General features: G+C 38.1%; 16 protein-coding genes. 6 read left to right on the plus strand and 10 right to left on the minus strand.

Annotated elements, in window-relative coordinates; genetic code table 11:
* Positions 1-417: 417 nt before the first annotated feature.
* Positions 418-1251 (minus strand): class D beta-lactamase, encoded by an 834-nt coding sequence (gene blaOXA / locus CDA10_RS13175; RefSeq protein ID WP_089606040.1) that lies wholly within the window; start codon positions 1249-1251, stop codon positions 418-420.
* Between the two features lie 892 nt (positions 1252-2143).
* Here blaOXA and omp33-36 point away from each other — a divergent pair.
* Positions 2144-3040 (plus strand): porin Omp33-36, encoded by an 897-nt coding sequence (gene omp33-36 / locus CDA10_RS13180; protein WP_089606041.1) that lies wholly within the window; start codon positions 2144-2146, stop codon positions 3038-3040.
* Between the two features lie 689 nt (positions 3041-3729).
* On the opposite strand, the gene CDA10_RS13185 is transcribed toward omp33-36, so the two are convergent.
* The 4 genes from CDA10_RS13185 to CDA10_RS13200 form a co-directional block, all read right to left on the minus strand.
* Positions 3730-5697: a BCCT family transporter gene (locus tag CDA10_RS13185; RefSeq protein WP_089606042.1), complete on the minus strand. Its 1968-nt coding sequence runs from the start codon at positions 5695-5697 to the stop codon at positions 3730-3732.
* 164 nt (positions 5698-5861) lie between these two features.
* Complete coding sequence (locus CDA10_RS13190) at positions 5862-6542, minus strand: ion channel (protein WP_089606043.1); 681 nt, start codon at positions 6540-6542, stop codon at positions 5862-5864.
* 248 nt (positions 6543-6790) lie between these two features.
* Positions 6791-8506 carry a cation acetate symporter gene (locus CDA10_RS13195; protein WP_089606044.1) on the minus strand — a complete coding sequence of 572 codons (1716 nt, stop codon included), beginning with the start codon at positions 8504-8506 and terminating at the stop codon, positions 6791-6793.
* 1 nt (position 8507) lies between these two features.
* Positions 8508-8843, minus strand: coding sequence for a DUF485 domain-containing protein (locus CDA10_RS13200; protein WP_089606045.1), 336 nt, complete (start codon positions 8841-8843; stop codon positions 8508-8510).
* A gap of 185 nt (positions 8844-9028) precedes the next feature.
* On the opposite strand from CDA10_RS13200, the gene CDA10_RS13205 reads away from it, so the two are divergent.
* A complete protein-coding gene (locus CDA10_RS13205) occupies positions 9029-12520 on the plus strand; it encodes a hybrid sensor histidine kinase/response regulator (RefSeq protein ID WP_089606046.1) in 3492 nt (1163 codons plus the stop codon).
* Positions 12521-12938: 418 nt separating this feature from the next.
* The gene (locus tag CDA10_RS13210; protein WP_089606047.1) at positions 12939-13706 is read left to right on the plus strand and encodes a hypothetical protein; all 768 of its coding nucleotides are present in this window, start codon (positions 12939-12941) and stop codon (positions 13704-13706) included.
* Positions 13707-13786: 80 nt separating this feature from the next.
* Here CDA10_RS13210 and CDA10_RS13215 read toward each other — a convergent pair whose 3' ends face one another.
* Complete coding sequence (locus CDA10_RS13215) at positions 13787-14440, minus strand: response regulator (protein ID WP_089606048.1); 654 nt, start codon at positions 14438-14440, stop codon at positions 13787-13789.
* 378 nt (positions 14441-14818) lie between these two features.
* On the opposite strand from CDA10_RS13215, the gene msuE reads away from it, so the two are divergent.
* Entirely contained in the window at positions 14819-15556 is a 738-nt protein-coding gene (gene msuE, locus CDA10_RS13220) for an FMN reductase (protein WP_089606049.1), read from the plus strand.
* A 285-nt stretch (positions 15557-15841) separates the two neighbouring features.
* Entirely contained in the window at positions 15842-16879 is a 1038-nt protein-coding gene (locus CDA10_RS13225; protein WP_089606050.1) for a S66 family peptidase, read from the plus strand.
* A 109-nt stretch (positions 16880-16988) separates the two neighbouring features.
* Here the strand turns inward: CDA10_RS13225 and acs are convergent, their stop codons facing one another.
* Positions 16989-18932: an acetate--CoA ligase gene (gene acs / locus CDA10_RS13230; protein ID WP_089606051.1), complete on the minus strand. Its 1944-nt coding sequence runs from the start codon at positions 18930-18932 to the stop codon at positions 16989-16991.
* Between the two features lie 466 nt (positions 18933-19398).
* Here acs and CDA10_RS13235 point away from each other — a divergent pair, with 466 nt between their 5' ends.
* Positions 19399-20370 (plus strand): mechanosensitive ion channel family protein, encoded by a 972-nt coding sequence (locus tag CDA10_RS13235; RefSeq protein ID WP_089606052.1) that lies wholly within the window; start codon positions 19399-19401, stop codon positions 20368-20370.
* Here the strand turns inward: CDA10_RS13235 and CDA10_RS13240 are convergent.
* The 3 genes from CDA10_RS13240 to CDA10_RS13250 form a co-directional block, all read right to left on the minus strand.
* Complete coding sequence (locus tag CDA10_RS13240) at positions 20353-21066, minus strand: 16S rRNA (uracil(1498)-N(3))-methyltransferase (RefSeq protein WP_089606053.1); 714 nt, start codon at positions 21064-21066, stop codon at positions 20353-20355. The genes CDA10_RS13235 and CDA10_RS13240 overlap by 18 nt on opposite strands.
* A gap of 495 nt (positions 21067-21561) precedes the next feature.
* On the minus strand, positions 21562-22842 hold the full coding sequence (locus CDA10_RS13245) for a 3-deoxy-D-manno-octulosonic acid transferase (protein WP_089606054.1): 1281 nt from the start codon (positions 22840-22842) through the stop codon (positions 21562-21564).
* Between the two features lie 281 nt (positions 22843-23123).
* A complete protein-coding gene (locus tag CDA10_RS13250) occupies positions 23124-24209 on the minus strand; it encodes an alkene reductase (protein WP_089606055.1) in 1086 nt (361 codons plus the stop codon).
* Between the last annotated feature and the right edge of the window lie 15 nt (positions 24210-24224).

The raw sequence follows: 24224 nt of genomic DNA on the forward strand, positions 1-24224 counted from the left end.
GCATACTTTTTGATACACCACCAAACCCTATTCTATTGAGAAATAAAAATCATATTAAAAATATACACATGTAGCTTAATTTTTTCAGATTCAGTATGACTTATCTTTTTATATTTTCGTGAAATAAACTTCACTTATTCACATAAGTAATCCAGAGATTGTATGTAAAATATACATTTAAATCACTATATTTATTTTAAATTTTTATAAAAAAACTCTGCTTTCATTCACTTATTTAGAATTTTACTTATCATCGGTTTTTTAGATAGAATGCATTGAAAATAAACACTTTACATATAAATATAATATAAATAAAATGGACCTCATGATAGAGATTTAAAATATCACTATTTGAAAATATATACCCTTTTATGCCCAGTTATCCCCAATGAACTGGGCATTTTTTTAATTTCCGTACTATCTCAAATAAAAAAACAATCCCAGTTTATCTAAAACATCCAGTGTCAGTTGTTTACGTTGAGCGATATCATCACCTTTATTCATTTGCATATTTAAAGAAAAAGCTGTCACCTTACCGTTGGCTTGTTCTACCCACCCCGTGTACCAACCGACCTGCGGTTCAACATCCATTCCCCAACCACTCTTAGCATAAAGTTTTGTATCGCCACGGCTTTCTATATACAACATCTTTTTGACTTGCTGTTGCACAGATGGATCAAAAGCAAGCTGTTTCATTGCCAATTGATAAGCAAATTGAGCCTCTTGTTCAGGGGTAATTTTTAATGGGCCCACTAACCAAAAATTGTCAACCTGTGATCCAATTTGAGTATTTCCAAAATAAACTCTTTTGACTTCTTTTTGCATCAAATTTAAACCAATGCGCCTTGCAAGCTCTTGATATACGGGAACAGCCGAAGCTTGCATAGCCTCAGCTAAGGTCATATCTTTTTCCCATACAGAAAACGAACGTTTTTCACCATTCCACTTAAACACTTCTGTATCGGTCGTTTTGTGATGTTGCAAACCAATCAGTGCATTGAGCATTTTAAAAGTCGATGCTGGAATATATTGAGTCTTTGCCCTGTTTAAATCATTGCCATAGCTTTCTAATTGCAAACCATCATAGGTGACAAATACTGCTTGAGTATGAGCTTCATTAAATAAGAAAGGAATCTCTTGTTGCCGATCTGAAAGAACGGTTGTATGACTAGATTTTGAATCATACATACACCCTGAAAGCATTAAACTCGCCAGTGCGGCACATGTACTTAGCTTGATTTTAAGTTTCATTGCTTGAAATGGCTCTAGTGTATAAATGACTATATTTTTATCACATTCACAAAAATTCGCTTTATATTTTGCATTATTTTGAAATTATATCGAATCAAACATTTACTTTTGCATCATTATGATGCAAAATGCACTTAATTAGGGCGATTTGGTATTTTTCAGCAGAATACTAGAAATCCTCAGATTTTGGCGAAAAACCCCAGATTTGAATAAAATTTGGGATTTTTTTTGTAAAAAAAGCAACCACGTAATCATAAACTCAAATCTAAAAGTAATAATCATGTGAATAATGCAGACTAATATTCTTCATATTAATTATTTAGAGTAATCATTTTTTAGGCAAAAAAAACTCAACTTTGGGGAAAGTTGAGCATTAAACTTTAAAACTTGAACAAAATTCAGTTTAAACCAGTAAACCTTATTTATCAATTATGTGAAATATGTCTGATTTTGTACAGCCGATTAAACAAATAAATACAGCATTAATTATCGATAATTTTAATTATTTAGATTTAATTATCATTTTTATATTTTTTAATACCACAATTCACCTATTATGCCTGTAATGTAAAAAAACATTCTAAATAATGAAGTTTTAATTAAACCTATAATTGGTAATACCGATTATAATAAAAAATTCTACAATAAAACTAATCAAAGAATTTTATATTTTTTCATCATTTCTTAACGAAATATCCCTCATAACTCATTTATTTGATTGTTATGATTGATTTTTTTATGGGTTGACTTGAAACGAATCAAATGTTTGTTTTTTAACCACTCTATTTTTTGACATTTATCAAGCGCTCAATGTCCTTAAACATCATTGACTTAATATCTTGTTACAATACAATGCCGTCTGTTTCACCAATTTATCCTCTTGGAAAAGATTATGAAAAAACTCGGTTTAGCCACTGCTCTATTATTAGCCATGACCGGCGCTCAAGCATACCAATTCGAAGTTCAAGGTCAATCAGAGTACATCGATACGACTGTAAATGACAAAGACTTCACTGGTGGTCTTCAAGGTACTTTCTACTTCAAAGATGTTGACTCTTCAAAAGGTCCATTGGCTGAAGCAGCGTTCTTAAACCAAGCATCTAATGTATCTTTAGCGTATAACTACGGTGAATTAGGTTCAAATGGTATCGACGTTATTGCACATAACTACGGTGCAAAAGCAGAAGCTTACCTTCCTACACCATACCTACCTGTATACGCTAGTGCTTCTTATAGCCATACTATTCTTGACAGCAAAAACGATAATGCTTCTGATGATCAAGGCGATCGTTATGCATTAGAATTTGGTGCTTTAGCAACAAACAACTTCTTAGTTGCTGTTGGTTATACAAGCGCTGCTGACCAAGCTGCTATCGATGCATTCAACGTTATGGGTAACGGCGTTGCTAAAGCAACTGCTGAAGCTGCAACAATTGGCGAAGACCAAGATGCGATCACTGCACGTACTAAATACGTTGGTGGTATCGATGGTACAAACATGGCTGTTGGTTTTGAATCTGGCATTATCTATGGTGATGCTACTGCATACCAATTAAAAACAGATTTATATTTAAATCCTAAACTAAGCGTTGGTGCTTCTTATGCTGCTTCTAGCTACGAAGGTACACCTGATTCAGCTTGGGGTGCAAATGTAAACTACTTCATCACTCCTGCAATTGCTGTAGGCGCGAGCTATGTAAATGCGAACTACCAAGCAAACAAAGGCGAAGCTGTTGATTTTGCTGGCGATACGCAAACTGTTGGCGTAAATGCTAAATTCCGTTTCTAAGTGATTAGAAATTGAATAAAAATTTGTTATCGATCTTTTTGAACAATATAAAATCCTATTGAAATCATAAATAGTTTTATATTTACGATAGATTGATAAAGAAAAGACCCAGCTGAATTCAGTTGGGTCTTTTCTTTTGTATCTCATTTCAAAAAATACATTTCATATATGAATTTTTAAAATAATGTTCACATATTCGATCAATCTTATTTCTCGACCTAACTGCTGGAATTAAATCTTTAAGTAACCTGAGTTCGAGATAAGATATATTCCCAACTATATGATACGCGGAAACGTCAGTCGCATTGTTCGAGGCATGAGGAATATATTCCGCAAGATCTGCAATATACTGTTTTTGCAATATATTAGGTACTTAATAGCATCTGTCGAGTTGGCGACTGACAAATGGTTTTGCCCTTGCGTGGCAGTGCCACTCATCCCGAAAGCCTTGCGAGGTAATACCTCTCAGGTCGAACCGAAGGTTAATCCTTACACTTGACTTTAAACGGTAAGACTCCGCTGTGCCTGATCAATCTTTTCAATAACTTGCATCAAAGCTTATCCCGAACTGACGTTAAGTAGAAATAACACATCGCTTGCAGATGGATATACCGTCTCAAATCATTCAATTGCCAAAAATAAAGAAAAGACTCTGTGCTTTTGAAGATCGAATGCGCTGTAAAACAAATTTAATTTCTCACCACATTTAAGAAATATAAATGACGTTCATATTGGTCAATAATGTCTTGTAGCAAGTCTTCCTGTGTCCATTCCATAACATCATAATTCTGCCCGCCTTCTTTTAAAAAGACTTCTGCTTGATAAAAATCATCACGCTCTTGATGTTGCTCATTCATCATAAAACTAGGTGCTACAGTTTTTCGTGCAATCACTTTGTAAATAAAATTAAACTCATCATGGTGATCTACACTCAATTGAACGCCATCTTCTACAGGATTAATAATGACATTCAAATCACGGCGTTTAAATTCAAAACGTACACTTTCAAAAGCTTGAATAACATCATGTTGAATATAGTGCTGCACTTCTACCAAACTATGTGGATAGTGCATGATCAAGCCTAAACGCTGTTGCCAACTGCGAGGATTTTGCACAGCTCTCGGGGTGATCCTTGCTTCTTGCAAAGCCTGCATTTTAGTCACATCTAAACGTAAAGCTTTGAGTAATCCCCAACACAGTAACAACATAATAAAGGTAAAGGGTAAAGCACTCATCATCGTGGCAGATTGCAGCGCGCCCAAACCACCTACCATCAAAAGAATGATTGATAATACAGCCATTAATGCTGTCCAAAATAAACGTTGCCAGATTGGTGAATGTTCAGTTTTGGCCGTTAAATAATCTGCAACTAAAGCACCTGAGTCAGCAGAAGTAACAAAGAATAGGATCACCAAAACTGTCGCAATCAGGCTAGAAATACCTGCAAATGGTAAATGAGTTAAAAACTCAAATAATGCAACAGATGAATCTTTTTGTACTGCGGCAATCAGCCCGACTTGCCCTTGCTCAAGAATGCTGAATAATGCTGCATTGCCCATGAAACCCATCCAAATCAAGGTAAAACCTGTAGGAATAAGTAACACACCGACGATAAACTCACGAATCGTGCGCCCTTTAGACACTCGGGCTATAAACATACCAACAAATGGTGACCAAGAAATCCACCATGCCCAATACATAATTGTCCAGCCACCAATCCAACCATTTGATTGATAAGCATATAAATTGAAGGTCATTGTGAAAAGATTGGAAATATATTGCCCAGCACTTTGAATGGTGGCTTGTAAAATATAAATACTTGAACTCGCTAAAAATACAAAGCCCAAGAGTAACAATGCCAAAATCAAGTTCAGCTCAGAAAGGCGTTTAATCCCTTTATCTAAACCCAGAAAAACGGATAGCGACGCTAAAATACTGACAAAAATAATCAATAAAATTTGGCTAGAAATACTATTTTCCCAACCAAATAAATAGCTTAAGCCTGAATTAATTTGAGTTACACCAAAGCCTAAAGTCGTGGCCACACCGAATACCGTACCAATCGTGGCAAAGGTATCAACAGCATCCCCGATAGGACCATAAATCCGTTGACCGATAATCGGATATAAACCTGAACGAACTTTGAGTGGCAAGTGATAACGAAACGTAAAATAAGCCAAAGTCAAACCGACAATGGCATAGATTGCCCAAGCATGCAGTCCCCAATGAAAAAAGGTAATCCGCATCGCTTGCTGGGCAGATTGAATGGTTTGTGGGTCACCTGTTGGCGGATTGACATAATGCATAACGGGTTCAGCAACCCCGAAGAACATCAGTCCAATTCCCATACCTGCTGTAAAGAGCATCGCAAACCATGATGCATTGCTATATTCAGGTTGACTATGATCAGGCCCAAGTTTGATCTTGCCCATATCGGATACAGCAATCACAACGAGAACAATCAAAAACACAGCGACTGATAATACATAGAACCAACTAAATGACGTGGTAATCCATTGGTTCATTTGTTGAGTAATCAGCTCAAAAGCATTCGGCGCAAAAATAACAACAGCTAGAAAAAGCGCAATAATTCCAACAGTACTTAAGAAAACATTTGGATTGACATTCGCAAACCAAGTTGCTTTTTTGGAAGGCATATTTCCCCCAGTTTTTATATTCAACGGACAGACTTTTTAAAGTCGAAAAGGCATTCACAGGTGTGAAAAAAGACGAACCCTGTAGAACAGCGATTGGGTTCGGGGTCTATTATAATTTGGATGATGATTTTCAGCAGTTTAGTAAATGTAACAAGACCACAACACTATTCTTTAGGTCGAATGTCTATATATTGCAGTGCAACCATTCGAGAGACAATCAAAGCAAAATACATCACGCCACAAAACATTTGTAGCATCGCAATCACTCGTGCTGCAGGTGCGATGGGCATCAAATCGGATAACCCTGTTGCAGACTGCAAACTAAAACTCAGAAATAAAAGATCTAACCATGTTTGATAATCGGCAACATGGTTTGGATTTTGAAAGCTTTGTGGAACAAGCAACTGGCAAATGCTATATAAAAATGCAAATCCCCATGAGATTAATGTAAATACCGCACCTGCTGCAAATAGCTCATCTTTAGTTAGATAACGGTCTGCAAACATATAACGGATCAAACCATAAGCCGCACAAAAATAAGCTGCCGCCTCAAAGCAATGCGTAAAGACCTGTAAAGTGATTGAATGAAACCCGATTAACATCAAAAAAGATAAGAAAAAAGCACCTGTCACAAAGGTTAAACCCAACACTGTATATGTAGGCGTTTGGCGAATCACTTTGGCAATAATTAATAATGCCAAGACCCCTAATAGCCATGTGACAATTTGATAGCTTCTACTGTCATTGATATAGATAGATAAAATGAGTATCAGCAATTGAACCAATAACAACCATGCTGAAGGTAATAATTTAAAGCCCTGCCAAAATTCAATCACTGGACGCATATTTTTAGGTTCTGTTTGTTTTTATCGGATAGAAAACTAACACATTTAGCAAACGACATGAATCATTTTAATTGTGGTTTGTAATGGAAATAATAAATGACTTAGTCGATACTCATACACTAGCATCTATAATAAATGTCCGAATGACCTTCTCAGCACCTATTCATTCAACACTTATGACAAAGCTACATGCATAAAAAAACACCTCCGAAGAGGCGCTTTTAGGGTTTGATATTGTGATATTTCAATTAGTGGTCTGAAGCACCAGAGATACCAATACCTGTTTGTGAACGAACATATTGTGCATCAAATGCTTTGCGCTCAGCTTCAGCACGTGCTGATTTATCAGTTACAGAGAAGAACCAACAGCAGAAGAATGCAAGTGGCATAGCGAAGATCGCAGGACCATTAAATGAGTTAATTGGTGTATCAGAAATCTTTAATGTATCTACCCAAACTGCTTTAGATAAGATAATTAAAGTTACTGCTGTTATAAGGCCAGCCAAACCGCCAATCACTGCACCACGAGTCGTTAGACCTTTCCAGAACATTGACAGTACAAGCACTGGGAAGTTTGCACATGCTGCTACAGAAAATGCCAAACCGACCATGAACGCAACGTTTTGCTTTTCGAATACAATACCCAAGATCATCGCAAAAATAGCAAGACCTAAAGTCGCAATCTTAGACATACGTAATTCAGATTCAGGAGTCGTTTGACCTTTCTTAAATACGTTTGCATACAAGTCATGAGAGATTGCTGAAGCACCTGACAATGTCAAACCAGCAACAACCGCAAGAATCGTTGCGAACGCAACTGCTGAAATGAAGCCCATGAACAAGTCACCGCCGACAGCATCAGACAAGTGAACCGCAGCCATGTTATTACCACCAACAAGTTCTAACTTGCCAGTGACTGCCATTTTAGCAACGTCGATAAATTGTGGGTTGTTTGATACGAAAAGGATCGCACCGAAACCGATAATGAAGGTTAATAAGTAGAAGTAACCAATGAAACCTGTTGCAACCACAACTGATTTACGAGCTTCTTTCGCATCTTTCACAGTAAAGAAACGCATAAGAATGTGTGGTAAACCTGCTGTACCAAACATCAATGCAAGACCTAAAGATAATGCATCGAGTGGATTGGCAGCTAATTTACCCGGTCCCATGATGTGACTTGCTTCGTCAACACTAATCTCATGTACTTTTGCAAATACATCAATAGACTGTCTGAACATTTCAGAGAAGCTATAACCGACAGAATGCATCACCATAAATGCCATGAAAGTCGCACCTGAAAGCAACATCACCGCTTTAATGATTTGTACCCAAGTTGTCGCTAACATACCACCGAAGATTACGTAGGCCATCATCAAAAGACCAACAATCACAACGGCGATGTTATAGTTCAAACCAAATAATAGTTTGATTAACTGACCCGCACCCACCATCTGTGCAATCAGATAGAAAGCAACTACAACCAATGAGCTGATTGCTGCAAGTGTACGTACTGGTTTTTCTTCCAAACGGAATGAAACCACATCAGATAAATTATATTTACCTAGGTTACGTAAACGTTCAGCAACCAAGAATAATACGATTGGCCAACCAACCATAAAGCCTAGTGAATAAAGCAAGCCATCAAAACCTGAGCTAAACACCATTGCGGAGATACCGAGGAACGATGCTGCTGACATATAGTCACCCGCGATCGCTAAACCATTTTGGAAACCTGAAATACCACCACCAGCAGTATAGAAGTCTTGTGTACTTGTGGTTTGTTTCGCTGCCCATTTGGTAATGAACAATGTTAAACCGACAAAGATGGCAAACATGATAATCGCATGCCAATTGGTCGCTTGTTGCTCTGCTGCACCTAAATCAGGGCTCGCTTGAGCAAACGTAGAAAGCAGTGCAGTAGATGCTAGAGCTGCTTTAGTTTTTAAAGAGTTCCATTTCATCTTAGTGCAGTCCTTTTTCATGTGCGATGGCTTCAACTTCTTTCATGGCATCACTTGTCAATTGATCCAATTTATTATTGGCAATATATGAATACACACCACATAACACGAAAGATAGAACAATAATGCCTAGACCTAAAGGAATACCCCAAGTCGTAACACCACCTGGTGAAACTGTCGTCAATAGAAATTCTTTGTTATAACCCACTAAAAGCATAAATCCGACGTAAACAAACAACATAATTGCAGTTAACGTCCAGCTTAATTTACTTTTTTTAGCAACCATTTCCTTGAATTTTGGATTGTGTAGAATCGCATCTACCTGTCTCTCATCCATAACCATACTCCTTGTATAAGCGACCAGAATGCTGGTTGCTTTTTTAATCATTTTTTACAAGGCTAAAAGTAACAATGTTGTAGGGTTCTCGTAACTTAGACTTTGGTCGTTAAATTTTGATCAAAATGGGTGAGTCAGTTCATGTATGCGTTATTATACAGCTAGATTTTTATACTCGCGTCCTTATGAACAGTTGGTTAATTATAGGGGTTTTAGCCCTTTACATCTTAATTCTCTTCGTTTGTGCCTTCTTTGGAGAGAAGCATGCGAGTCGATTAAGCACACGCGGAAGAATGCTTCTCTTTAGTCTAACATTGGGGGTTTATTGCTCATCTTGGACATTTTATGGAGCAACAGGCGCCGCAGTACGTGAAGGGATTATTTTTCTTCCAATCTATTTAGGCCCGCTGTTATTTGTTTGGCTTGGCTATGATATTTGGCGACGTTTAGGTCGAGTTCGTCAGCACCATGCCATTTCATCGATTGCCGACTTTGTTGCCGCTCGCTATGGTAAAAGCGGGACGCTTGCTTCTTTAGTCACCATACTTGCTGTAATTGCAATTATCCCCTATCTCGCGTTGCAACTCCGTGCGATTGCACTGAGTGCATCGGTCATGCTAGATCACAATACCCAAGTGCTATCGACCACAACCAATGGTGTGTTGGCTTTAACCGCTGTCTTAGCCATTTTAGCGATGATCTTTGGTACACGACAAATTGCCAATACAGAGCAGCATGGTGGTTTAATGCTAGCTGTCGCGTTCGAATCTTTCGTTAAATTATTTGCCTTACTCTGTGTCGCATTTTTCTTTATTTTTGATCATCCCGAAAATATTATTCAAATTTCTCACGATGTTCAAAAAACATTTCATGAAGTTCAATTATTTGGTGTCCCCGATACTTTTTGGATACAAACACTTTTAGCGGCGCTTGCCATTATTTGTTTACCTCGTCAGTTTCATGTCGCTGTGGTTGAGTTACGTGATGAAAAACATATCCGTGGCGCACGACGCTGGTTCGCAGCCTATTTAATTTTAACCATTATTGCCATCATTCCAATTGCCAGTTGGGCTTTGCATGCAGCACCGAAATATTTAACCATTCCAGATGTTGCAGTTTTATCATTACCCATCAGTTATAACCAAGATTGGCTCTCGCTTCTGGCATTTTTAGGTGGTTTTTCCGCGTCAACAGGGATGTTACTGGTTTCTTCAGTTGCGCTGTCCATCATGCTCAGTAATGACTTAATCATGCCTGCTTTGTGGAAATTTAGACTGTTATCCCGTCATGATAAACGCCTGCCTCAAGTGCTGAAATTCACACGGCGTATATGCATTTTAGCTGTGATGTTACTTGGCTTTTTATTCTTCCATTTCTTTAATGATATTGACCAACTCTCAACTTTTGGTTTATTGGCGTTCAGTGCTGTTGCACAGTTTTCACCTGCTTTAATTGGGGGCTTGTACTGGCGTGGTGGTAGTCGCCAAGGCGTCTACACAGGTTTAGTCGTCGGTTATATTGTTTGGGCGTATACCCTTTTACTCCCAACTATTCTACGCAGCCTACCAATCGAATATAGCCAATTTGCACATGAATTTCTCATGTATGGCCCTGTAGGAATCGAATGGCTTAGACCTGAAGCATTATTGGGTTTTGAATCTTTTGCACCGTTGACGCACGGCGTCATTTGGGCATTAGGTTTAAACATTATGCTTTATATTTGGGTTTCTCAAATATATCGTCCAAGTATTGCAGAACAAATCCAAGCCGAAAGTTTCTTCTACTATGAAACCAAGCCTTTACCTGCACAAAGTACATCGACTGATATTAATTACTTACATCATGATGTTGCCAAATTAAAAGTTGGCGATCTGATTGCATTGGCGAAACGTATTACAGGTGAAGGGCCAACAACACATGCATTTCATCAATTTTGTACCATGAATAATGTGGTCATGAATGAAAATAGCAGTGCCAATGGCATGTGGTGGCGATTTACAGAACAATATTTGGCTGGAACGATTGGTGCAGCTTCTGCACGTACCTTACTCACCACTGCAATGGTGAATAATGGTTTGGCTTTAGGGCAAGTCGCCAATATTCTCGATCAAGCTTCACAATGGCAGCGTTTTAATCAAAACTTGATTATGACCATGATTGACCACATGACTCAGGGGGTCAGTGTGGTTGATGAAAATATGTGTTTGGTGGCATGGAATAATCAATACTTAAAACTTTTTGATTATCCAAAAGATTTAGTCTATGTCGGTTGTCCAATCGCAGATTTAATTCGTTATAACGCTGAACGCGGTGAATGTGGTCCAGGTTCAGTCGAAGAACATGTGCGTAAACGTATTCACTGGATGAAGGCAGGTAGCGCACATGAGTTTGAGCGTATCCGTAAAGATGGTCGTGTGATTCAAATGCGAGGCAACCCCATTGAAGGCGGAGGGTTCGTCACCACTTTTGCAGATATTACTGCATTCCGTGAAAATGAAGCGATCCTTGAAGCACGTGTATCAGATCGTACTCAACGACTTGCAGATGCTTTATCTAAACAACAGCTGGCCCGCGAACAAGCAGATAAAGCCAATATGTCGAAAAGCCGCTTTATTGCTGCGGCAAGCCATGATTTATTGCAACCTATGCATGCTGCACGTTTATTCAGTACAGCCTTGGAACAAAGTGTCCAATCTGACGAAGACCGTAAAACACTACAACAACTTGATCGTGCATTATACGGCGCAGAAAGTATGCTTTCTGCCTTATTAGATATTGCTCGTTTAGAAGGCGGTTCAATCCAGCCGAAGCGTCAAGCGTATCCTTTACACGATCTACTAAGTGATTTGGAATTACAATTTAGATCCATTGCAGCACAACGTGATATTCAATTGCATGTACACGATGCTCAATTTTGGATTGATACAGATCCACAATGGATTCGTCGTATTATCCAAAACTTCGTCAGTAATGCATTACGTTATACCGCACGTGGTCGTATAATTGTTGGTGTATTACGTCATACAACTCGTCCAGACTACATTCGCATAGGTGTGTGGGATACGGGACCTGGAATCGCTGAAGAACAACGTATTAAATTGTTCCAAGAATTTGAACGTTGTGGGCATACTTCTCCTTGGGGTGAGCAAGGTTTAGGACTCGGTTTGGCCATTGTTCAACGTATGACCAGCTTACTGGATTACCCTGTCCATGTTTATTCTGAACTGGGCAAAGGCTCATGTTTTATGATTGAAGTGCCTATTGTTGAAGCACCTAAAATAGTGAGTACACCTGTACAAGCTGTACCGCTCAAAACCAAAGCCTATAAAATTTTGTGTTTAGACAATGATGAAACGATCTTAGAAGGTATGAGCACACTATTGACAAAATGGGGTTATCAAGTCTTTAAAGCCACAGAACCTGAACAAGCTTTTGAAATTATTCAACAAGAAAATATTCAAGTATGGCTGGTTGATCAGCACTTAAATGATGACAAAGAAGGTTTAGACTTTATTATCAATCATCGTCAGGAAAATGTGCCTATGGCATTGATTACAGCAGATTCAGATCCTGAATTGCCACAACGCGTCAAAGACTTAAATGTGGTGTTACTGAAAAAACCGCTTAAACCCGCTTCATTACGCGCTTGGCTATCGGGCTTGAAGATTTCTAAATAGTTTCTAATCTGTATTTTTAGAAAATATTGAAACTTTATAGAATGTTTTGAAACATTTACAACCGCCATGAAATCATTTTATGGCGGTTTTTTTTAAGTGAAATAGCAATTTTTTTCTTACACTATGCAAAAGCATTCAAAAATTACTCAAAATATCAGACATTCATTGACCAAAGATTTCAAACGCACGTTTTCTATGGCAAAGAAGATCAAAATAGCGACTATACACTTGTATACTTGGTTACAAATTCATAATGAATTGATTTATAAAAATAAAAAACCTCATTTTATACCACATACAACTTTAGTCGTATTCATATTGCATCTCAAATAATTCAAGAATTGGAGATCACAAAACCACGCTTTGATGTGCAGGGATGCAATGTTGATGCGTCATCAATTTTAATAGGATTTGAACCATGAATATTTCAGAAGCTGTTCCACATGGAATTCATCAAACTCAACAATTCCATCGTCAATATGGTGCCAATGCCATGTTGCCTACAATCGATTGGCAAGATCTTTTCAAACAAACCAAATTACAAGATGCACAACTCCAAGCTCTAAATACGATTTATCAAAGTGCTGTTCCTTTAGCTCTACAAGTTTTTGAAGAATTAAAATTTGATGTATTCGCACCTGCTGCATTTCATCCACAAGGGTTAGGACTTTTTGATAAATTAGCACAACAAGAAGAGCTGTTTGTACAAGGTCTAGAAGATGAGTGTGATTGTTTAAGTGATGAAGTGCGTCACCAAATGTGGAGCATGTTGCTGCGTGGTGGTGCAGTACTGGTGTTTAAAGCATGGCTAGGTAAAGTAAAATCTGGTCAAGATACTCTGGATATGACTCAGTTTGATGAATTGTCAGACTTACTTTTCATTAAAACATCACCAAGCACCTTGGCTCATCGGTTAAACATAGACCCACAGGCAGATTATGATCATATTTTCTTGATGTATGGAAATGATGTATTCCTAGATCGTTTTAATAGCTTAGAAACCGCGGCTTTGTTTGTCGATTTAGGCGTATATGATGCAGCTTTCCTAAGTTTACGAGATGATCGTGTTGCAGATTATTTAAAATCTAAAGGCTATGTCACCCAAGATCAAATTGATGACTTAAAATGTGCATTAAACCCATTGGGTTGCCCTGATTTAGTCTCTAAACAAGATTGTTTGGCTTAAAACTTAATAAGAACGTGGTATAAAAAAGACCTCTATGATGAGGTCTTTTTTATGGCTCTAAATTTTTGGATTTAGATCATTTAAACTTTCTTTTCTTCAATATTCAGTGCATTGATTGCCAATACAGCTTGAGTACGATTTTGCACACCAAGTTTACGGAAGATTGCTGTCACATGTGCTTTGATGGTTGCTTCAGAAACTTCTAGTTCGTATGCAATTTGCTTATTCAATAAACCTTCTGCCACCATCATCAATACACGGAATTGCTGTGGCGTCAGTGACTGAATACGTTCTGCCAAAGCCGTTTCATCTGCTGCACGCGGATCAAAATTCATATTAGCCGCAGGTAAATTTGGTGGTAACCAAATGTCACCCTCTAAAACCTGACGAATCGCTTCACCAATATGGCTTGGATGTGCAGATTTAGGAATGTACCCCATTGCGCCATGTGCAATCGCACGCTGAATAATCGATGCGTCTTCATGCGCTGAAACAACAATAATTGGAAGTGACGGATATTGCGCACGTACATGTACCAATGCAGAGAAACCTGACGCACCCGGCAGATTTAAATCCAACAAGACGAGGTCTGGTTCTGGACCATTTTCCAAACGTTCATAAAATTCATTTACAGCCGCAGTTTCACTAATCTGAGCTTGTGGCAAACTATAACGAACTGCCTGAATTAACGCATGGCGAAACAGTGGATGATCATCAACGATTAAAATATTCATAAGCGAAGCGAGAGATCTCTAGCAGAGTTCTTTCATTCTAACCGCACTATTGCTATTTAAGATACGTAAATATTAACGATTTTTTGGATAATTTGTTTGCGTTGATTAAAATTCCCTAAAGATTTTAAGCGATTTATTCATTTTGAGATTTAAATATCACTTTTAAGTATAAAATAAAGACATAAAAATGAATTACTTATTTAAATTTATAATATATTTTAGCTTCAACAACTTAGAAGATTTATATCATAATTACCCCTTCTAATTTTGATTTATATTAAAAACTGATAACCAATCTGTTTTTGCTTATTTTACAGCATATCCTGCAATGTAGATTAATAAATGGTATTCCGAGATTAATTTGATTAGGTTGCCAAAATGTCTATTTTCACTCAACAAAAACCATTAAATATCGTTGCTGTTTCAGGGGGGTTAAACAATCCATCAAAAACAGAAAGCTTAGTTCAAGCGATTATTGATGAGCTGGGTCAAGCGACCCCAATTCATGTGCATTTTATTAAATTTAGTGAAATTGGGCAGCTATTGGGTGGAGCAATTTACCGCAATCAACTTCCACAACGTGTCCAAAATGATTTAGCTGCTGTTGAGGCTGCGGATGCTTTAATCGTCGGCACACCTGTTTATCGTGCTTCATTTACAGGCTTATTTAAGCATTTCTTTGACTTCGTTGAGCAAACGGCCTTGGTCGATGTTCCTGTTCTGCTTGCCGCTTCTGGTGGTAGTGACCGTCATGCATTGGTTCTAGAACACCAATTACGTCCTTTATTTAGCTTTTTCCAAGCACAGACTTTACCGATTGGCGTTTACGCAACAGATCGTGATTTCACACCTGAATACACCATTAAAAGTGAACATATTCAAGACCGTATCACTTTGGCTGTCGCACGTGCTTTACCTATTTTAGAATGGGCACCAGCCAAAGGACAACGTGCTGACGTTGTAAAAGCCAAAACACAACAAGCCAATCAAAACTTAGGCATTAACAAACAGATTGAACAAGATGAAGTACTTCCTTCTGCGGCAGTACCAAGTTTAGATGCTGCTGAAAATCGTTTACATGCAAAAGTCAAAACACCACAGTCTCAGGTTGCCTAGTCATTATTAGCCATCAGCAATGTAAAACAACAATAAATAATTAAAAATGCTTTGAAACTCTCCCTCTTGACTCGGCTTGAGGGATTTTTTTGTTTGAAGATTTCAAAATGATCAAATTTCTGGTTTTTTATATCTTTATCTAGTTTATTTTAAGCTTAGAATAGAGCGCTTAACTTTCTCATTTTATTATACTAATCACGAAGAAGCACTCGATCAGTTCTTCTTGATCATATTTTACTAAGAAGTGCTTAAAAGGATTAAAACGAAAAAGGTTTAAAACAAAATATGCAAATACGTTTCCCATCCAAGTTAGTCGCAGGGGATTTAATTGCGATTACAGCACCATCAACAGGTGTCCCAACTTCATTACATCCTCGGTTAGATCTTGCCATCAAAATGCTTAAAGAAAGAGGTTTCCGAGTAATCGAAGGAGACTGCTTACGTGCTGTATATAAAAATAAAAGTGCAGATAAAATATTACGTGCAGAAGAATTAAAGCGCCTCTTAATTGACCCAGAAGTTAAGGCAATTATGCCACCTTGGGGCGGCGAGTTAGCTATGGAGTTACTCGAGCTGATTGACTTTGAAAAGCTTACTAAAATCGAGCCAAAATGGTTTTCAGGGTTTTCTGACCTCAGTACTTTGCATATCCCCATAACCACGATTTCAGGTTGGGCGACTTTGCATGGGCCGAATTTAATGGAACTTGCTGCGGAGCCACTAGACTCAATGACGCAGAAAATATGGGATGTCCTAACCAGTGATAGAGAAACGGTGATGACTCAACAATCTTCATCGTTTTATCAGAAAAAAGAGAATGATTGGCAGGCAAATCCAAAAGCAGGTTTGAATCTCACAGAGCCTACACAATGGAAACGTCTAGATGGTAAAAGCACTCCTATAGATTTTAAAGGCCGCTTGATTGGTGGATGTTTAGAAACAATTTCAAGGTTGGCTGGAACAAAGTTTGCTAACTTTCCCCAGTTTTATCAACAATATGAAAATGATGGCGTCATTCTGTATTTTGAAAGTTCAGAATTAAAACCTTGTGAACTCACAAGAACTTTACTTAGCCTTAAAATGCATGGTTGGTTTGATCATATTTCGGGATTACTTATCGGTAGGAATATGGCGACTGAAATAATAGATTCCACCCAATTAAATTCCTTTGATGCTCTTCATTCGGTCTTAAATTATCTCGATATACCTGTTTTGTATGATGTGGATATCGGCCATGTTCCTCCTCAATTATCCTTAGTCAATGGAGCGATTGCACAGATTAAATTTAATGAAAATGGCAGTACTATTTCGCAATATTTATAAGTCTTATTTCGCCCTAAAAATGAAGTTGTTAAAAATTCAAAATACCGTCAACAAACAAAAACCCAATCAAATTTGATTGGGTTTTTACAAGATCATTCAATTTATTGGCTTAGCTATTTGCTTTAACCTCAGCAATCAACTGATCAACCACATTCGGGTCTGCCAATGTAGACGTATCGCCTAAACTGTCCAATTCAGCTGCCGCAATCTTTCTTAAAATACGACGCATGATTTTCCCAGAACGAGTTTTCGGTAAAGCAGGTGCCCAATAAATTGCATCAGGTGTTGCAACAGGGCCTAATACCTTCCGAACCCAAGCGACTAATTCCTTGCGTAACTCTTCGGTTTCAGCCTCACCTGCTTGTAATGTGACATAGGCAGCTATACCTTGTCCTTTAATCTCATGCGGCATACCGACCACAGCAGATTCAGCGACTTTTTCGTGTGCAACCAAAGCACTTTCAATCTCTGCCGTACCTAAACGGTGCCCTGAAACATTCAAGACATCATCTACACGCCCTGTGATCCAGTAATATCCATCCTTATCTCGTCGTGCACCATCACCTGTAAAATACGTCCCCGGATAAGTTGAAAAATAAGCTTCAATAAACCGCTCAGGATCTCCCCAAATTGTACGCATTTGTCCCGGCCAAGAGTCTTTAATGATTAAATTCCCTTCCGCCGCACCTTCAATTTCATGACCATCTGCATCGACTAAAGCAGGCTGAATACCAAAGAATGGACGCGTTGCCGAACCCGGTTTCAACGGTGTTGCACCTGGTAATGGTGAAATGAGAATACCGCCAGTTTCAGTTTGCCACCATGTATCTACAATCGGACAACGGCTTTCACCCACAACTGTATAGTACCAATTCCATGCTTCAGGATTAATCGGTTCACCCACTGAACCCAATAGACGTAAACTACTGCGATCACTTTCTCGTACAAAAGCATCGCCCTCTCGCATCATGGCGCGAATTGCGGTCGGTGCTGTATAGAGAATTGTCACATTATGTTTATCAACAATATGTCCTGTCCGTGCCCATGTTGGGTACTGTGGAATACCTTCGGACATCACCGTGGTTGTACCATTTGATAGTGGCCCATACAGTACATAAGAATGCCCTGTAATCCAACCCACATCTGCCGTGCACCAAAACACATCATCTTGTTTAATATCAAATACTTCACGGAATGTTGTGTTGACATAAGTCAAATAACCGCCTGTGGTGTGTAAAACACCTTTCGGCTTACCTGTAGAGCCTGAAGTATAGAGAATGAATAATGGGTCTTCTGCATTCATTGCTTCGGGTGGGCAAATGTCAGTAACCGTCATGATTTCCATGTGATACCACAAATCACGACCGTCTTTCATCGAAATTGGATGCCCTGTACGATGCACCACAATCATTTTCTCAACAGAAGACGTTCCATCAAGTGCTAAAGCCGCATCAACATTTTCTTTGAGTGGAATGGTTTTTCCACCACGCATCCCCTGATCCGCAGTAATCACCAACTTCGCTTGACTATCATCTATTCGACTTGCCAAAGAATCTGGGGAGAAACCACCAAAAACCACACAATGCACAGCACCAATTCGGGTGCATGCCAACATGGCGATTGCAGCTTCTGGAATCATTGGCATATACAAAATAACGCGATCACCTTTTCCAATACCATTCTTTTTCAAGACATTGGCAAAACGGCAAACTTCATCATGTAATTCTTCAAATGAAATAATCTTATGACGGGATGGATGATCACCTTCCCAAATGATCGCAGGTTTAAGTGGATGTTCTTTTAAATGACGATCTAAACAGTTGGCACTGACATTGAGTTCACCATCCGCGAACCATTCAATTTTAAAATTGTCTTTGTCATAGCTTGTATTTTTAACTTGAGTAAATGGTTTCATCCATTCAAGTTTATTGGCAGCTTCTGCCCAAAAAGTATTTGGATCATCTATCGACTGCTGATAGCGTTCAAAATACTGTTGCTCATTGGTTCTTGCTGTTTTAACAAATTGCTCTGGAACTGGATAAATCTCATTCATAATTCTACTTCCTTGATTTGCCATCTCATCACGAGATATATGCCTACATTCTTGATTTTATTACTTGCATGTACTCAGTATTACGATAGCGCATTTTGTATAACAATTGTGCTTTGGTCGTAGACGCAAAGTTCACTTTAACTGTCGTAATATATTGAGTCACTTGCAAAAACATTCGTATTTTCAATATTTATGCAGTTTTTTTGATCTTATAATGTGTAGCGCGCAGTGCCTATGGATTTTTTCAGAAAAATACATTTTCTTACCGAAATCTTCAACCTAGAGCGTAGACGCATATACGTTTTAGGCTCTACATTATTTTTAATCATAAATTTTTTATATCTCTTAGAAACTTTAAATGCATAAGTATTATCGTTATATATCTAAACTAAGAAATTCTGTAATCAAAGCTTAACTTATTTGAAATTTCAGGCAAAATACGCAGATCATTTTATTGGACATTACTGTGGCTGAAGAAGCAAATAAATTAAGTGAAGTCGCTCAAGATACGACTCAGCTACTCCATTCCGCAAGTGAAAAAACCGCAAGAACGGTCATTGAACATACTGCAAAATATAATGATGCTTATACGACCATCGACAAAATTGTAGATAGCTTTTGGGAACGTGTACCCTATTTTTGTATTGCGCTCGCAGTACTGCTCATTTTTTGGTTATTGTCCAAAATATTTAAATTCTTCGTCCGTAAAACATTAGAAAACCGCTCATACACTCGCCAAAACTTGGTTTTGGTGTTAAACCGTGTCGGCAGTAGTTTTATTATCTTCTTTGGTTTCCTCATTGCAATGGTGATTGCTATTCCTGGTTTTACTCCGGGTCAGTTGATGAGTGCTTTGGGTATTGGTTCTGTCGCAATTGGTTTTGCATTCAAAGATATTTTCCAAAATATGCTTTCAGGTGTACTGATTCTATTAGGCGAACCCTTCAAAATTGGCGATGACATCATTGTCAATAATATGGAAGGCACCGTTGAAGATATTCAAATTCGTGCAACATTCCTACGCTCACCTGACGGTCGTCGTATTGTGATTCCAAATGCAACGGTTTATACCAGTGCCGTGACTGTGAATACGGCTTATCAACGTCGTCGTTGTGAGTTTATTGTCGGCATAGGCTATGAAGACGATGTACAAAAGGCGAAAAATATTATTTTAGAACTATTAGACAAAGATAGTAGCATTCTAAGCCAACCCGGTTTCAGCGTGAATGTCACTGCTTTAGCTGATTTCTCAGTCAATTTAAAAGTGCAATGGTGGGTAAATACCACTGAGACATCGACTTCTGCTTCAATTAGCAAAATTCAAGAAATGGTTGTTCATTCATTTGCTGAAAATAATGTGTCTATTCCTTATCCAGTTCAAGAAGTTAAAATCTATCGCAATGATAATGCTGAAGAAGAATCAGCCCGTGCTAAATAATCTTCCTAGCACATAAGGAATCACGGTTTCAGTACGAATAATACGGTTGCCTAAGCTCACAGCTTGGCAGCCGTTTTTTACAAGTAAATCAACTTCATAAGGAATAAAACCACCTTCTGGACCAATGATTACTGTACACGGATGATCAATCGCAAAAGGCATACTTAGTTCCGCATAAGGATGCGCCACATAAGCTGGAGATTGTGCTGTAATTAAAGTTGGGAGGATATCTTCCGTAAAAGGTTTAAAGCGTTTATAAAGCTCAATTTTAGGTGCTATTGTATCGCCTGCTTGCTCTAAACCTAAAGTGACATAATGATCAAGCTGTTGTAAAAAAGGCGTTTGCCAATAACTTTTATCTACTCGATAACTGTGGATAAGGATCAACTTATCCACACCCAACGTCACTGCATCCATGATTAAACGGCGTAAAACCTTCGGTCGGGGCAATGCCACAACTAAAGTCACAGGTAATTTTTGAGGTACTATTTCTTCTTGAATCGGTTTAATTTGGATAGAGATTTCTGTAATATGAATAATTTCAGTTAGATAACGTTTTCCATCACGAATACCGACTCTAAGTGTATCGCCAACTTGAATATCAACATGGGTTTTTAAATGTTCTATCTGTCTTTTGGCACTAATTGTCCAGATTTCGGATAAGGTTTGACGAGGATCTAATAAGACGATATTCATAAAATGATTCTATCTACTTTGCATAATTTTTAATGCTACTAACTCAATCTAGAAATTATACCGACAATATTATTAATTGATGTTATATAACAATAGCTCAAAAAAAATTTCAATTTTCTTCGAGATGATTCATTGATACGCGTAAACGTCATCCGCTATTGTCTGAGGCAGAACTACATTTGAATGAGAATGTTTTTGCGATGAATCTAGTTCATAGAAGGTATTGAACGAGTTCAGCGGTGAGGAGCAAAGCTCCGCAAGGTGGTTTTCTTGCAAAGCTTCGCTTTTCATTTTCCCGAAAGAAAAGTAGGTCGAGCTGAAGGCTTAACCCTAAATATAAACTTTAAAAGTAAGACTCTACTAAGTATTTTATCATTTTAAACATTTAGTAAATCATATATATCATTTAAAATACGTAATACAGTTATTAACTGTATTACGTATTTTAAAGTTGTATAGCAATTAAAATTCTTAATTAACTTACAGATAACTAGATTATAAATACCCATCAATCACAGCAATATGCTTCTGCAAAGAACCTTTATTGCGATTTAAAACCTCTATTGCATGCTGACTCAATTGCTGTGCAAAATTTGCATCTTCCAAACAACGTACCAATAACTCAACAACATCATCTGCTGTTAATCCAACCTTTACTGCATCCGCTTGTAAAAACTCATCAACAATCACTTGGAAGTTAAAATAATTTGGGCCAATAATGGTCGGTACATCCAAAACCATCGGTTCTAAAATATTATGTCCACCACCTGGTTCATTCAACGAACCACCGACAAAACAAGCTTGACTAAGCGCATACCAAAGCCACATTTCCCCCATACTATCGGCCAAATAAACTTGAGTATCTGATTGAATCGATTGGTTTAAACTACGTCTTTGGGTATTTAAATTCAAACGCTGTGCAACATGAAACACTTCATCAAAACGTTCAGGGTGACGTGGTACAACAATACATAGCCAATCTGGATGCTGATCTAAATAAGGCTTTAAGCTGGTTAATAACTTTTCTTCTTCTGGAGAATGCGTACTGGCAATCGTCATGATTTTACGTGAATTTAAATTCCAATCTTGTTTTAACTGTTCAGCTTTGTGAATAAATTGCTCAGGTACAGAAATATCAAACTTAATACTTCCCACGACTTCTGTACGATTATTTTCAATTCCAAGATCGATAAAACGTTGTTGAGTCGCTAAATCTTGTGCCAATAAACGATCCAAATTTTGTAGCATTGGACGAGTCAAGCTTGGTACTTTTGCATAGCCTTTGGCAGATTTTTCTGAAAGACGTGCATTGACCAAAATACATGGCACTTTAAACTGCTTGGCTTGATCAATTAAATTTGGCCAAAGCTCTGTTTCAACTAAAATCAATAATTTAGGTTGATATTTTTGATAAAAATCAGCAATTAAATACTGCTGATCCGCAGGTAAATAGACTGCTTGAAACAATGCCTCATAAGGCGCTTTGAGAAATAATGATTTAGATCGAGTCTGCCCAGTCTTGGTGGTATTGGTGACGAGAACACGATGACCTAATTTTAAATAATGCTCAATCAAAGGCTGTGCTGCATTGGTTTCACCAAAAGAGACACAATGAAACCAAATGGTTTGTATATTTTTAGGCGTTTGAAATGGGCCAAAGCGTTCTAGGCATTCCTGTTGATATTGCTGCATATTCTGCGCACGCTTTTTTATTCGCCATTTATACAAAGGTTTGACGATTGCAAGCGCTGCGTTATACCAAAAAGGAGTAGCCAAACAAAATGCCTCAAAATAAATTTCATCGGCAAATATAACAGAGCCGTATTCAGTTGTTAATGAATAATGTTGTTAATGAATCATATTGAATGATTTGTTGTCGTACTCAAAACAACCGTGCAGGTTCTAATATTTCAACACGTATCAAAATCTAGCCTTTCTTATCTGATTACTCAGTGAATACTTTTAAAGTGAGTCCATCAAAAAATAAAGCTGTATTCATTCTCAAACAAATACAGCTTTTGCATCACAGTAAAACATTAGGAAAAAACAACAAAATATTAAGCAGATAGCTCACTTTCAGACATTTCAGCCAACGTTGGATAATCAATATAACCTTCCGCAGTCTGCGAACCGATCATATTTTCAAACACCAATTCATTCAAAGGTGCATCAGCAACTAAACGCTCAAACAAATCAGGATTGGCAATATAAGCCTTACCAAAAGACACAGCATCCGCTTGACCCGTAGCCAATAGATCAATTGCTGCTTCACGGCTTAGACCCATATTGGCAATATATGGCACACCACCAGAGCGAGCTTTCATATCTTCACTGATGCTGTCATCTGCCAAATATTCACGAGTAAAGAAGAAAGCAATTTTACGTTTACCTAATTCTTCCAATGCATAACCAAAGGTTTCACGTGGATCAGCATCACCCATATCATGCTCATCACCACGTGGTGCTAAATGAACACCAACACGTCCTGCACCCCAAACTTCGATCAATACATCAACCACTTCAAGGAGGAAACGTGCACGATTTTCTACAGAACCACCGTATTCGTCTTCGCGCTGATTGGTTGAACTTTGTAAGAATTGATCAATTAAATAACCATTGGCGGCATGCAATTCTACGCCATCAAATCCAGCGGATTTAGCGTTAATTGCAGCTTGTTTAAATTGTTGCGTAATGTGATGAATTTCAGCGATTTCTAAAGGACGAGGTACCACATATTCGCGTTTTGGACGGAGTAAACTCACATGCCCAGCTTGTTGTACAGCACTTGCCGAAACAGGTGCTTCTCCACCGAGTAAATCAGGATGTGAAACACGACCAACATGCCATAACTGCGCAACGATTAAGCCTTGTTTTTCATGTACTGCTTGAGTGACTTCTTTCCATCCCTCAACTTGTGCATCGCTAAAAAGTCCCGGTGTATTTAAATAACCATTGGCTTCTTCGGAAATAACGGTTGCTTCAGAAATGATTAAACCTGCACTTGCACGCTGTGCATAGTATTCAGCCATCATTGCTGTAGGTACACGATCATCTGTTGCACGACTACGCGTTAAAGGAGCCATCACCACGCGATTTTTAAGTTTTAAATCGCCAAGAATCAGGGGAGAAATCAGTTCAGCCATGTTAACCTCATGACT

It is taken from the genome of Acinetobacter piscicola (genome assembly GCF_002233755.1).
Classification (GTDB): Bacteria; Pseudomonadota; Gammaproteobacteria; order Pseudomonadales; family Moraxellaceae; genus Acinetobacter; species Acinetobacter piscicola.

Coding starts and splice junctions, on each gene's coding strand:
- blaOXA (WP_089606040.1), bottom strand. CDS start 1,251: ATGAAACTTAAAATCAAGCTAAGTACATGTGCCGCACTGGCGAGTTTA.
- omp33-36 (WP_089606041.1), top strand. CDS start 2,144: ATGAAAAAACTCGGTTTAGCCACTGCTCTATTATTAGCCATGACCGGC.
- CDA10_RS13185 (WP_089606042.1), bottom strand. CDS start 5,697: ATGCCTTCCAAAAAAGCAACTTGGTTTGCGAATGTCAATCCAAATGTT.
- CDA10_RS13190 (WP_089606043.1), bottom strand. CDS start 6,542: ATGCGTCCAGTGATTGAATTTTGGCAGGGCTTTAAATTATTACCTTCA.
- CDA10_RS13195 (WP_089606044.1), bottom strand. CDS start 8,506: ATGAAATGGAACTCTTTAAAAACTAAAGCAGCTCTAGCATCTACTGCA.
- CDA10_RS13200 (WP_089606045.1), bottom strand. CDS start 8,843: ATGGATGAGAGACAGGTAGATGCGATTCTACACAATCCAAAATTCAAG.
- CDA10_RS13205 (WP_089606046.1), top strand. CDS start 9,029: ATGAACAGTTGGTTAATTATAGGGGTTTTAGCCCTTTACATCTTAATT.
- CDA10_RS13210 (WP_089606047.1), top strand. CDS start 12,939: ATGAATATTTCAGAAGCTGTTCCACATGGAATTCATCAAACTCAACAA.
- CDA10_RS13215 (WP_089606048.1), bottom strand. CDS start 14,440: ATGAATATTTTAATCGTTGATGATCATCCACTGTTTCGCCATGCGTTA.
- msuE (WP_089606049.1), top strand. CDS start 14,819: ATGTCTATTTTCACTCAACAAAAACCATTAAATATCGTTGCTGTTTCA.
- CDA10_RS13225 (WP_089606050.1), top strand. CDS start 15,842: ATGCAAATACGTTTCCCATCCAAGTTAGTCGCAGGGGATTTAATTGCG.
- acs (WP_089606051.1), bottom strand. CDS start 18,932: ATGAATGAGATTTATCCAGTTCCAGAGCAATTTGTTAAAACAGCAAGA.
- CDA10_RS13240 (WP_089606053.1), bottom strand. CDS start 21,066: ATGAATATCGTCTTATTAGATCCTCGTCAAACCTTATCCGAAATCTGG.
- CDA10_RS13250 (WP_089606055.1), bottom strand. CDS start 24,209: ATGGCTGAACTGATTTCTCCCCTGATTCTTGGCGATTTAAAACTTAAA.